This window comes from Spirosoma fluminis, assembly GCF_054778895.1.
Genome location: NZ_BAAGZD010000044.1, coordinates 179,210 through 192,143 on the forward strand (window position 1 = coordinate 179,210; position 12,934 = coordinate 192,143).

The window sequence follows — 12,934 nt, forward strand, 5'->3', positions numbered from 1 at the left end:
AACGTTTGTTAGTATTTTGCCGAAGGTAAACAATACTAAGCGTTCTGCTGATTATTTGATTTTATCCGTAACAAATTCGTTACAACTACTGCTTTTTCAAGCCGGTACAACAGTGGGTCAATCAATGTAGTGACCGGATTCTATGAGTGAACGATGGCTCAGGCTGATTCAATTGTTACGTTCCAGGAGTTTGGCAATCAGGCCCGTCCAGCCCGTCTGGTGGCAGGCCCCCAGGCCATGGCCGGTGTCGCCGTTGAAGTACTTTTGAAACCAGATATGGTCCTTGACATGCGGGTCGGTTTGTAATTTCGGTTTATCGCCAAAACGGTCCGTTGGCCTGCCTGATCCCGCAGGAAAATATGGTTTAACCGCTGGGTCAGCGCATCGGCAATGGCCCCCAGGGTAAGATTTAGGGGTGGAGCAGGCCAAATGACTACCGTAGTTATCTTGTAGAATGTTAGTTTAAAAAGCTTTCCTGTTAATCCTGTCGAAAAAAAATCAGTTATAAGTTAATTACGCCAAACACAACGGTATGGAAACTAAAAAAGTAGTAGTAGTGACCGGCGCTTCGGCCGGACTAGGCCGGGCCATTGTCCGGGAATTTGCCAAAGAGGGTGCCGATGTGGCCCTGATTGCCCGTGGCATCGATGGGCTGGAAGGTGCCAAAAAAGAAGTAGAAGCCTGTGGCGGAAAAGCCCTGATCTGTCAGCTCGACGTAGCGGATGCCGCAGCGATTGAGAAAGCCGCCAGTAAAATCGAAGAGAAACTGGGGCCAATCGACGTGTGGGTCAACAACGCCATGAACAGCGTGTTCTCGCCCATCAACCAAATGAAGCCGGAAGAATACAAACGCGTAACGGAAGTCACGTATCTGGGGCAGGTCTATGGGGCGCTGGCCGCTCTGAAACGAATGCAGCCGCGCAACCGGGGCAGTATCGTTTTCGTCGGCTCGGCACTGGCTTACCGGGGTATTCCGCTGCAATCGGCGTATTGCGCGTCTAAACACGCCATCAACGGTTTTTATGATTCACTCCGGGCTGAACTGTTGCACGATAAAAGCGAAATAAAAACCTGCATGGTGCAACTGCCCGCCATGAACACCACCCAGTTTGGCTTCGTGCGGAGCAGATTACCCCGCAAACCCCGCCCTATGGGTACGATTTATCAGCCGGAAGTGGCGGCTCGGGGCGTTGTGTATGCCAGTAAGAACAATCACCGGGAATATTACATTGGCTGGCCCACGGTCGAAGCGATAGTTGGCAACAAGATTGCGCCTTCTTTCGCCGACTGGCAACTGGCCCGAACCGGCTTCGATGGCCAGATGACCGACCAACCCGCCGACCCCGACCGGCAGGATAACCTGTGGGAGCCTATTCCCGGCGACCATGGCGCACATGGTCCGTTTACGGAACAGTCCTGGTCGTTTAGTCCGGAGTTCTGGGCGGCTAAAAATAAACTGCCCTTAGCGGCTTTTGGGCTGGCCCTGATAGCAGGGGTGTTGTTGGGCCGAAAATTATAAGAAGATGCAGCAGGCAAAAAGGGAGGCTTACGCAGCTTCTTAACCCGTCTTTACTAGCTATACAGCTCTGTTTATATGGTGTTGCCAGGAGGAACCGGATATGACAGTTGCTCTAGGTTGGGTTTAAGACTTGCTGGCTTATATGTCAACTGACGCGGTCGCCTGTAAGACCGTTTCAGCCCTGATCAACGGTACTCTGTCATTCGCTTCATTGCGTTTCAAATTTTGAATCCAGTTTATTATGAAATTAGTTGTCTGTTGGTATCTTTTCAGCTGTGTCGCATCGGTTTTCTCTCCATCGGGTGTTGTAGTGGACAGTCAGGCCGACCAGATCATAGGCCGATGGCTATTTCCTTCCCGGGGATCCAGTGTCGATATTTTCCGAAAAGGAGACCTCTATTTTGTTCGCGTTGCCGAGGTAGACCAAGCTGGTGAGGAAAATTTTGGCCTGGTAAAAGGGGCTATTCTCATTCGTGATCTCCACTATGATGGAGAGGTCTGGACGGGCGGACAATTAATTCATCCGAAAACAGGCATGCATTTGAGCGCTGAGGTACACATGAAAGAATCGGGTACTATAAACGTAACCATTTACAAAGGTATCAAACTGTTTCACCGAAAATTCACCATGACCAAACAGGTAAAACACTAGGTATCGGTGGGCGCTTTTCCGCAGGAAGTAAAAGAACCCCTTTTTTCTATCGCCTAAACGTAATTCAAAGTGCTGCCAGGATGGGTAAACAAGGGTCCGATCATTTACCCATCCTACTTATTGTTTAGCGCTTCCGGCAGGTCAGGGCCGTTTTCTTTGTGCCAGACGACCGGATGGGCCTGTACGTTTTCAATGATCGTGGGCAGGACTATCATTAGCGTATATCGCGGCTGCCAGTTTAGTTGCTGCCTGGCTTTGTCGATGTTGAGTTCGTAATGGTCGTCGGCCCGGTCGATCATCCAGGGTTTGATGAACGGATCGCCCACCAGATCCTGCGCGTAGGCCCCGCTTCAGCCAGCAGTTTGGGCAGTTCAGTGGTCGTCCAGTCGGTGCCGTAGAGAATCTGTCCGGTTTTCTCCTGAATCTGAGCGTAACTAACGGAATTTCTTCACCGATGTTGAAAATGGTTTCCGGCGCCAGTCAATGGCGCTTCTCAATTGCCAGCCGGATGGCATCCACTACGTCATCAATATGGCCGTAGGCATTACCGGAATGGGTATTGCTGAAATTGTTTTTGTTCGTCTTTGCCTTTAGACGGGCTTACTTTGATTCAGACTGATCTTGCAATCTGGCTTATACTTATTTCTTCTGCTCTAAAGCAATCACCCCGCTGCCCAGGTCAGTTAGGGTCAACGTCGCTTTTATCGTTTCGGGTATAGCATCCCACAATTGATCATCTTTACCCGCGTAGGCCACTTCAATAGTAGAACCGCTGGCGCTGAATTTTTTTGTAGTTGATTTCACCCCTTCGATCGGTTTGATAGCGTCTTCTATCACTTTAAGCTTTGTATAGTCAATCCCCGCAATTGTCAATAAAACAGTATTGGCCGTTACTTCTTTGACTGGTTCGGCAACTTTCTCCTTCTTTTTAAAAAATGAGCCTATTTCCTTCATCGTACTGACTGTGCCTTTAACCGCTTGCCCTGTATTGTTGACTGCTGAATTTACATTAGCCGCGCTATAAGCCGCTGAATTTATAGTGGCAGCAGTAGAATTGATTTGTCCAATTGTCGGTTGGGCAATAGTGGCTACGCTTACTAACAGAAGACTAGCTGAGAGAAGGATAGATGTTTTCATGACCGGAAAGGAATTTAACTTGTGTGATTAGATAAAATAAGATCAAAGTATTTCCTGAAACTCGTTTATTATTTGGTACACAGTGACTTTAACCGGATTGTCAAGGCTTCTTAAACGTATTCAATTTCTCAAAGCTTTATGTAGGTAACTTAATCAAATCAGCTATTTTCTTTACGAAACTGCGCTTTTCCAGAGCGAGTATCTGGGCGGCAAGAGCCACCGGCTTTTCGAGCCATCATTTTTTTGACAGGATTAGTTCACATACTTATCCCAGCTACCGTAGTGTTCGGTTATTTGGCCACGCGGAACGGCTAACCCGGCCAGTAAAAGTCCGACAACCAGACAATTAATTGCTAGGGCCGTGGGTGCGTTGCCCGTAAACCAGATGCCCCCCGCTGCGGCCAGCCCCAGCAGTACGTTCAGATACCGACCAATACGCAGCACTTCACCCATGCAAAGCACGGAAATGACGACGACCAGCGACCCGCAGAGATGACTCAGACTGGCGGCTGGCGTCTGAATTGGAACGCCAAAGACGTAGGGTGAAAAAACCAGCCAGATGCCCAGCAGCATTGATACGGTCAGTGTCCAGGGAAAACTCATGCCCCAGATCGACGCCTGGAAAACAGCACCACTCTGCTGAGGGTAGCTAATCAGCTCGGGGGAGCGTTTGTCCATCTCGCCTTCGTCGATGCCGCCCCCCTTCCAGAATACCTTCCAGAACCCTTCGCCTTTTCTGGTTTGCCGGATCATGTACTGAATCATGGCAATCACCTCGTCTATTTCCAGGGGTAGCATCGGCAGCATGATGGAAGCCGCTAGGATACAGAACGTGCACCAGTGCCCGACCAGAATAGGCTGGGAAATCACCAGGAAAATATGCACGAAGCCCAACGGAATAACCAGGATACCAAAGAAGGTCACCATCCAGGGCATGGTACGCCAGCGGGCCGAACTACCCATGAAGCCCATCAGAAACTCAAAGGTATAAGCCAGTGAGCCCAGCCCGGCATCGGATACGGGCAGCGAGTGCGACATGGCGGAGTTTAACACCTGGAGCGTACTGTCGCTAAAAAATGGATCCCAGGAGTGGTCGATATAGCCTAGTTGAAAAGCCGCCAGGTAACGTGATACCATCCAGCCCAGAAAACCCGTCACGATCATGATCCAGCGCTGGGGCCAGCTCGAAGGGTTGTAGCTCCAGCCGGGGGGCGTATCGGGGCCCATTTCCATGTAGAGAATCATGTTGGGCATTCCCGGAATCAATACCGTCAGGCCCATGACCAGCGTACCCACCAACGTATCATTGAGGTAATTGGCCGCCGATGGCGACCACAGAAACAGCGGAGCCATGCTCAACCAGATGCCCACAAAACAGCAAATCCAGACGCTGATGGGTCGGTTAGGCGTCAGGGAACGGTAGCCAAAAATGACCAGCAACGTACCACAGACAATATCACTCCATTTGAGCACCAGCAGGCGGTCGGCCAGGGAAATCCAGACCGAACGCCCCCCGCTGGGCAGGACGGTTTGTTTAGCGTAGTCGAAGGTGAGGGGCGACAGAATGGTCCAGAAACCCAGAATCACTACCAGCCAATAGACCCATAAAGTTTGTTTCTGGTGCATCCGGAGCATGGCCATCCGCTGTTCAAGACTCATCATCATATCTTCGTCCTGATCGCTCATCTTCATGTCCTTCATTTGACCATTGGCCGGGTGTTTGTGCTCATGCATCATTGGCCGGGCCACACCCCGGCTTCCCATGTCCTGATCCATAGTATAGTCTGCTTTTAAGGTGATTCTGTACGCCTTTAACTCAATACTAAGTCCCAATGATAGGCGGATTCTGTACAGGCACTGTAAAAATTCGTTAGCGGAGCTTTTTTCGGGTAGACGCTTAGGCTATTCCAGCCCGCAACCAAGACCCTTATGCAGGCTTTTGGCCTGGAAAGAATAACTAAGCAGAAGTATACCCATCAGGGTGGAGCAACCATGGCAAAGATGCATGAGCCACCACGGCTGAGTAGATTTGGGGGGGTATTTCCAACGCACTGATGGAGCCGCTGTTCAGAAAGAACAAAGGTCGTCAGTGGGGTGGGGTTGCCTGCCTATGATACCATACCTGAAAATTTCCGGTCCTTATCAGACAGCGCCATGACATCCATTGTACCAGTAGCTACGGTGCGTCAGCCGTTTTAGCGTCTTAGGTGGGTAAGTTTGTCGGTTCAGCGCCACTTTAGGTGAATCCCCTGCTGCATGATAGCAATCATTCAGACGATACGGCTCGTCATCGGGCAAGCTACCCATCTTGTTTAGTTGTAGCTGATGCCCGGGTCGCTACCATTGATGGACCGGCAGAGTGAACAACCCGTGCCTGACTCAGGTTAATGACGTACCCCTAAATTTCTGTCCCACTGGTATCTATCCTTGGGCAGTTCACTATCAAAACGGGCAAAGGATAAACCAAAACGTCTATTGGATTAGCTAGTGTCAGATGCTTCCTTTGGCCTGAACTTATATTGCTTTGTTTCCTGCCAATACTAAACAGGCCGCACGCTACGCCATGACTACGTTACAGACTGCCCCCCACTTACTACCCATGAACGGCACGCAAACCGTTCGACCCGCCCTGAAGGTGGGGCTGTTTGGCATTGGCCTAGATGCCTACTGGCCGCAGTTCGACGGGCTGGAAAATCGCTTACTGGATTATCTGCAGCAGGTGGCCCAGAAATTACAGCGCCCTTACGCGCAGGTCGTCAACATCGGGCTGGTCGATACGCCCGACAAAGCCATGCAGGCGGGCCATTATTTCCGGCAGGCCGACGTGGATATCTTGTTTATCTACGTGACAACCTACGCGCTGTCGGCCACGGTCTTGCCCGTGGTGCAGCGCGCCAACGTACCGGTCATTCTGCTTAACCTGGCACCCGATGCCGCCATTGATTACACCTCGTTCAATCAGCTCAGCGACCGCACCCGGATGACGGGCGAATGGCTGGCGTACTGCTCGGCCTGCCCGGTGCCTGAAATTGCGAATGTATTCCGCCGGGCGGGCATCTCCTTCCACCAGGTCACTGGTATGCTACAGGATGATCCCGTCTGCTGGCGCGAGATCGACGAGTGGATCGAAGCCGCGCACGTGGCGCAGGTGATGTCGCACAACCGCCTGGGGCTGATGGGCAACTACTACAGCGGGATGCTGGACATCTACTCGGACCCCACGCTCCAAACCATTACGTTTGGGGGGCAGATGATCGTGCTGGAGGTGGATGAACTTTCCGCCCTGAAAGAAGGGGTTAGCCAGCAGGCAATCCGGGAGCGGGTCGAGTTGTTTTTTGATCAGTTCGCGGTGCAGGCCGACTGCGCTCCGGCGGAGCTTGACCGGGCCGCCCGCACCTCGGTAGCCTTAGATCAACTGGTCGCCAACTACCAGTTGGGGTCACTGGCCTACTACCACAAAGGAACGGGAAACCCCACGAATGCCGACACCATGAGTTCAATCATCCTCGGCACGTCGCTGCTGACGGGGCGGGGCGTACCGGTCGCGGGGGAATACGAGATCAAGAACGCGCAGGCCATGAAAATCATGGATACGTTCGGGGCGGGGGGCTCCTTCACCGAATACTACGCCTTGGATTTCACCGATGATGTGGTTCTGATGGGACACGATGGACCGGGACACGTCAGGATTGCCGAGGGCAGGACCAAAGTGCGCCCGCTACACGTCTACCACGGCAAGGTCGGGGCCGGGCTGTCGGTCGAAATGTCGGTCAAGAACGGTCCCGTTACCTTACTGTCGGTGGTCGAGGACGGGCGGGGAAAGCTGTTTTTGTTAATCGCCGAAGGCGAGTCGGTGGCGGGGCCAATCCTGGAAATCGGCAACACCAACAGCCGTTACCGCTTTCCGATGGGTGCCCGCCAGTTTGTCAACGACTGGAACAGCCACGGCCCGGCGCATCACTGCGCGGTCGGCGTGGGGCATATCGCGTCGAAGCTAAAGAAACTGGGTCAGCTCCTTCGTATCGACGTCATCCAGGTTGGATAAGGGAATGAGTGAACCGGTCCGTCGTTGCCGACAACCGGCTACCGCATCAACTGACGGCAGTTCTCTCAAGGCCTGTCCCTAACCGCTTCGCCCGAAACTCCGAGGGAGACAGGGCCACCTTTTTGCGGAAGATCTTCGAAAAATAGAAGAGCGAGTCAAAACCCGTCTGGTAGGCAATCTCAGAAATCGACAGGTTCGTTTCGCCAAGCAGCTGAACCGCCTTGTCGATTTTCAGATTCAGATGATACTGCCCGGGGGGCACGCCCAGCACTTCCTTAAACGCTTTTCGGAGCCACACGTAGCTGACGTTATTTTCTTCGGCCAGCTTTTTGAAATCAATAGGTTGCGCCCAGGCCCCCTGAATTTTGTACCGAATCTGATGCACGATCTGCTCCCGGCGATTGCGGCTGGTATCACTTGTTAGAGCCGACGTATAAACCAGGCCCAGTAGCTGAATGACCTGACAGGTGGCGATCTGCTGGTAGGCTGTTCCTTCGTACTTAAGCGTGTCGATCAGCCGGGTGAACACGTTGAGCAGCTCTGACCGCAGACTAATGGACATCAGGGATTGCTCCGGGCTGAAACACTCCTGACGCATCAGATACTCCGCGTAATGCCCCCGGAAACCCACCCAAAGTTCTTCCCAGCCGACTTCGTAGGACGGTTTGAACCGGTGCCATACGCCGGGGTAGAGCAAAAAAGCGGTGCCGCCCTCCACTAAGGTGGGCGGTATGGTCTGCGACTCGAAAACGCCCTGCCCGTTGGCGATATACACCAGCTGAAATTCATCGAGCGTCCGGCCCTCACGCCAGTCGAAACAGTACTGGTTGGGGTGGTTGTGATCCGGGTAGGCTTTGCGAGCCGGGTGCACGTTATGTCCAATCGTCAGAATATCGACACCCCAACTCGGCGTCTGGACAGACAGCATAGCTAACTGCTGCTGGTTGAAATACTTGCGGTACAAATCCATATCAAAAAAGCCAAACAATAAGACAAAATGTCCATTGAGTCGGATATAATCAAAGTCTTATTTTTGTGGTAAATTATGCAATATATCAACAAAAAGTCTTCTTCTCGGCGAAAAATTATATAACTGACTTGGTCTGAATCCCCAAATTAGACGGGTCAGTTTGTCTTTTTTCATCCAGGTTAATTACGTTTCCGGTTACCAGATTAGCTGCCTTCCGGGAGCGTATATATCATGTGTTTTTAGGCCACTTTTCTAATTAACCCTTTATAATCATGAAGAAAACTTACCTGCTCACGCTGCTCAGCTTGACGGCTTTCAGCGTCAACACACTGGCGCAGCCGTCGCCCGTCGGCACCCGCAACGGGGCGGCTTTACCCACCGGGCAACCGCTGTTCAGTGCTTCGGCTCGGACACCGGAAGTTGCGCATTCGATGGCCGTCGACATCCCGGTGTCGGGACGCGTTGTCGATGAGAAAGGGACTGAATTGCCCGGCGTCACCGTAGCCCTGAAGGGTGCTTCGCAGGGCACGACGACCGACGGGACAGGTAGTTTTCGCATCACCGTACCCGACGCTTCGGCCGTGCTCGTGTTTAGTTTTGTGGGTTACGTTAAACAGGAGATCGTGGTGGGCAATCAGACTTCCCTCAACGTGGCCCTGTTGCCCGACAATCAAACCCTGAACGAAGTCGTCGTGGTGGGGTACGGATCGCAGCGTCGGCAGGATATAACCTCGGCGATATCGGTCATCAGCATGCGCGATTTGGGTGAACAGCCCGCCAACAACCCCAATCAGATTCTCCAGGGCCGGGCACCGGGGGTTACAGTAAAACAAACCAGCGGTACGCCCGGTGGCGAGTTTCAGGTGCGAGTGCGGGGCATTGGTTCGCTGGGGGCCGGCAGTGACCCCCTCTACGTAATTGATGGGTTTGTGGTGGGTACGTCGGTGGGGCAAAACCTGAATCCGAACGACATTGAGAACGTCTCCGTCCTGAAAGATGCCGCTTCGACCGCCATCTACGGGGCCAGAGGCTCCAACGGCGTAGTTCTGATTACCACGAAACAGGCTAAAGACGGCAAAGTCAATATCAATTTGGCCCTCGACTACGGCATTCAGACCGTACCCAGGTCGCGACGGACGTCGATGATGAACGGGTTTGAATTCGCCCAGTTCAAAAAAGAAATTTTCCAGGATCAGATCCGGATTCTTCAAAACCGGGAGCCCAGAGAGGATGAGATTCCCATTGGCATCCGGTTTCCGGAGCAGAATAAGTATTCAACCAACTGGTTTGATCTGATCACGCGCGATAACGCGCCATATTCCGACGCGAACCTGACGATTTCGTCGGGCACGGGACCCATCAAAGCCTTAGTATCGGCGGGCTATTACAAAGAAAACGGGGTTGTCAAGAATACGAACTATGACCGCTTCTCGCTGCGGACCAACCTGGGCGGTCAGGTGAATAAGTTTATCAACTTCGGCCTGAACATCAACGGCTCGTACACCCGGCAGAATCTGGCCAACACCGTTGGACGGGGGGGCGTTGTGGGCAGTGCGCTGGTGATGGACCCCCGGGCAGCGGCCTACGATGCCGACGGGGCACTGGTGCCTTACATCAATGGGGTCGATGGCGTGTTCGGGTTTCCCAACCCGCTTTACGTACTGGAGAATGTGTACCGCCGACGAAACATCGCTGATCTACTAACGAATGGATTTATCGAGCTTTCGTTTTTAAAGTATTTCAAGTTCAAAACGTCTGCCAACATCAGGCTGAACAACAATACGTATAAAGAATACGTCCCCTCAACCATCGGTTTGGGCGTGGCCTCAGGTTCGTCGGGCGCACCACCCCGGAATGCCACTGAAACTGACCAAACGGAGGAGTTGACGAATTATTCACTCGATCAGCTATTGACGTTTAAACCGCAGCTACCCGCTAACCATAACCTTGATATATTGGCGGGGTACACCGCGCAGCAGGAACGCGTGCGTGGTATTACAGGTACCGGGAATACATTCCCCGATGATTTAGTGCCGTTTCTAGGCTCGGCGTCCATCCGGTCGGCTAACTCCTACGAGTTTGGATGGTCACTACTGGCTTTCCTGAGCCGGGTGAACTACTCGTACAAAGACAAGTACTTATTCTCGGCGTCGTACCGGCGGGAAGGCAGTTCGCGCTTCGGGGCCAACAGCAAGTACGGCGACTTCCCGGCAGCCTCTATCGGCTGGCGGTTGACCGAAGAATCTTTTATGCCAAAAACGGCGTGGCTATCCGATCTGAAACTCCGGGCGAGTTGGGGGGTAACGGGCAATAATGCCATCGGCAACTACCCCAGTCTGGCATTCGTGGGGGCCAACAACTATATTCTGGGCAATACGTTCGTTCCCGGCAAAAACGTCAACTCGTTTGCCAATCAGGATTTGAAATGGGAAAAATCGAATCAGGTCGATATCGGGATGGATCTGGCCCTTTTTAACAGCAAACTGATTTTCAACGTCGAGTATTATAAGAAAATAACCAACGACATGCTGTTGCCGGTGTCAATACCGGCGGTTTCTGGCTTCACCACCAGTTTAGCGAACATTGGTAAAGTAGAAAATCATGGGTTTGAGGTGGGGGCTGAGTACCGCACCAACTTTGGCCAGTTCAACTTCCGCACCAACGCTAATATCAGTTTCAACCGTAACAAGATTCTGGCCATCAAGGGATCTAACGATGCGCTGTACTACGGCGAATTCTACAGTGGGTACAGCGTTCAGAAGGTGGGTCGTCCGGTGGGCATGATCTATGGCTACCAGAAAACAGGCATATTTAACACCCAGACCGAAATTGATGCCGCGCCTAAGCAGGATGGGGCCATTCCCGGCGCAATGAAGTTTGCCGATACGAACGGCGACGGCGTCATCTCCTACGATACCAAGGACATGGTTGAAATTGGCAATCCCAATCCGGCTTTTACCTGGGCCTGGACCCTGGCGGGGGATTACAAACGGTTTGATGTCAACGTGCTGTTTCTCGGTGCCCAGAACTTTGATATTTACCGCAACATCGAGTCATCGACGATGAATATGGACGGCGTGTTCAACGTGCAGACGAAGGCAAAGGATCGGTGGCGCTCCGCCGAAAATCCGGGACCAAATCCGGGCGATGTACACTCACAGGGAGGGACGAGCTACTTTAAATGGTCGCGCGAGAGCAGCAACCGCTACGTATACGATGCCAGCTACGTGTGGCTGAAAACCATAACTATTGGTTATAATCTGCCGAAGTTCAAATCGGTGCTGAGCGGTGCCCGGATTTTTGTCACCGGCAACAACCTGTTCCTCTTCACCAACTATCCGGGCAGTAATCCCGACGTGAGCACCCGTAGTACGACCGAGCCCAACATTGATGATGAGGCTTACCCCGTTCCCCGAACCATTGCCACCGGCATCAAGCTTAACTTCTAATCGCCATGAACAAAAAACTCTCTTTCGTAGCCCTGTTTCTTTGCCTGGGGCAGTTCTCGTGCAAGGAAGACTTTCTGGTGACGACGGACCCGACCCGGATTAGCACCGGGGTCTTTTACAAGAACGAAACGCAGTTCCGACAGGCACTCAACGGGGTGTACGGCCAATTACAGTCGATCACGAATTCCGCCTACATCTTTAAGGAACTGCCTTCTGATAATACCACGGTCGATCTTAACCCGGCCGATCGGGGGGATGCCGTGCGTTGGGAAGCCTTTGAATTCTCAACCGTTAACGCGGGTAATACCGAAATCGGTGGTCTCTGGAATCAATACTATTCCGCCCTGTACAATTCGAATTATACCTTGGAGAAGTTGGCTACCAGTGATCTTGAGCCGACCAAAAGGACGCCCATCGAAGGGCAGTTGAAGTTTCTGCGCGCCTATTTCTATTTCGATCTGGTGCAGTATTTCGGCGACGTGGTCCTGCTCACCTCGACGGTGGCCAATCCTAACCAAGCCTTTGATCTGGTCCGCTCCCCGCAGGCTGAGGTGTGGGCGCAGATTGAAAAGGATCTGAAAGAAGCGGCCGCTGGCTTACCAGCCACCTACCCGGCGGCTCTAACGGGCAGTGCCACCAAGGGCGCGGCCCTGGCTCTGCTGGGTAAAGTCTATCTGACACAGAAAAAATACGCCGAGGCCGTATCGACCCTGAAACAGGTGACCGGCTACTCACTGAACCCGGTGTACGCGGATAATTTCAATCCGGCCAGAAAGAACGGTCCCGAATCCATATTCGAGGTTCAGTACCAGGGGGGTAATGATCTGGGCGAATGGAGCAGTTTTGCATACACGTTCGCGCCCCGCGCATCGGCGGCCGCCGTAACCGGCTTTGCCAATACCCCGCCCGGTGGGCGAAACATCCCGACCAACGATCTGATTGCCGCCTACGAACCCGGTGACGTGCGTAAGGATGCTTCGCTGAAAACGAGCTATACCCTGAACGGTAAGGTCGTGGACATTCCCTACATCATCAATTATGTGGAATATAAAAGAGCAAAATAATAGTCGTTTAGGTAGCGGTTTGAATAGCGGGAAAGGGAATCAAGTCTGTCAATAAAGTAGGAGCCTGATCGCTAGGGGTGGGAACGTGAGCCAGCCGT

The 12,934-nt window shown here is 52.6% G+C and carries 10 protein-coding genes; 6 read left to right on the plus strand and 4 right to left on the minus strand.

The annotated features are described in order from the left end of the window. Positions 1-153 precede the first annotated feature (153 nt). The 3 genes from ACYVBJ_RS27115 (at position 154) to ACYVBJ_RS27125 (ending at position 2,171) form a co-directional block, all read left to right on the plus strand. Complete coding sequence (locus ACYVBJ_RS27115; RefSeq protein ID WP_460985424.1) at positions 154-306, plus strand: hypothetical protein; 153 nt, start codon at positions 154-156, stop codon at positions 304-306. A gap of 226 nt (positions 307-532) precedes the next feature. Further along, complete coding sequence (locus ACYVBJ_RS27120) at positions 533-1,519, plus strand: SDR family oxidoreductase (RefSeq protein WP_460985425.1); 987 nt, start codon at positions 533-535, stop codon at positions 1,517-1,519. A 241-nt stretch (positions 1,520-1,760) separates the two neighbouring features. After that, positions 1,761-2,171 (plus strand): DUF2147 domain-containing protein, encoded by a 411-nt coding sequence (locus ACYVBJ_RS27125; protein WP_460985426.1) that lies wholly within the window; start codon positions 1,761-1,763, stop codon positions 2,169-2,171. Between the two features lie 113 nt (positions 2,172-2,284). Here the strand turns inward: ACYVBJ_RS27125 and ACYVBJ_RS27130 are convergent, their stop codons facing one another. The 3 genes from ACYVBJ_RS27130 to ACYVBJ_RS27140 all read right to left on the minus strand — a co-directional run bounded on the left by ACYVBJ_RS27130 (position 2,285) and on the right by ACYVBJ_RS27140 (position 5,084). Further along, complete coding sequence (locus tag ACYVBJ_RS27130) at positions 2,285-2,497, minus strand: hypothetical protein (protein WP_460985427.1); 213 nt, start codon at positions 2,495-2,497, stop codon at positions 2,285-2,287. Positions 2,498-2,810: 313 nt separating this feature from the next. Beyond that, on the minus strand, positions 2,811-3,308 hold the full coding sequence (locus ACYVBJ_RS27135) for a hypothetical protein (protein ID WP_460985428.1): 498 nt from the start codon (positions 3,306-3,308) through the stop codon (positions 2,811-2,813). Between the two features lie 252 nt (positions 3,309-3,560). After that, positions 3,561-5,084: a vitamin K epoxide reductase family protein gene (locus ACYVBJ_RS27140; protein ID WP_460985429.1), complete on the minus strand. Its 1,524-nt coding sequence runs from the start codon at positions 5,082-5,084 to the stop codon at positions 3,561-3,563. A gap of 748 nt (positions 5,085-5,832) precedes the next feature. Between ACYVBJ_RS27140 and ACYVBJ_RS27145 the strand changes: the two genes are divergently transcribed. Then, positions 5,833-7,353, plus strand: coding sequence for an arabinose isomerase (locus ACYVBJ_RS27145; protein WP_460985430.1), 1,521 nt, complete (start codon positions 5,833-5,835; stop codon positions 7,351-7,353). 46 nt (positions 7,354-7,399) lie between these two features. Here the strand turns inward: ACYVBJ_RS27145 and ACYVBJ_RS27150 are convergent, their stop codons facing one another. Then, positions 7,400-8,323, minus strand: a complete 924-nt coding sequence (locus tag ACYVBJ_RS27150; RefSeq protein WP_460985431.1) for an AraC family transcriptional regulator — start codon at positions 8,321-8,323, stop codon at positions 7,400-7,402. A 272-nt stretch (positions 8,324-8,595) separates the two neighbouring features. Here ACYVBJ_RS27150 and ACYVBJ_RS27155 point away from each other — a divergent pair, with 272 nt between their 5' ends. Further along, positions 8,596-11,772 (plus strand): SusC/RagA family TonB-linked outer membrane protein, encoded by a 3,177-nt coding sequence (locus ACYVBJ_RS27155; RefSeq protein WP_460985432.1) that lies wholly within the window; start codon positions 8,596-8,598, stop codon positions 11,770-11,772. A gap of 5 nt (positions 11,773-11,777) precedes the next feature. Beyond that, the gene (locus ACYVBJ_RS27160; RefSeq protein ID WP_460985433.1) at positions 11,778-12,836 is read left to right on the plus strand and encodes a RagB/SusD family nutrient uptake outer membrane protein; all 1,059 of its coding nucleotides are present in this window, start codon (positions 11,778-11,780) and stop codon (positions 12,834-12,836) included. Positions 12,837-12,934: the final 98 nt, after the last annotated feature.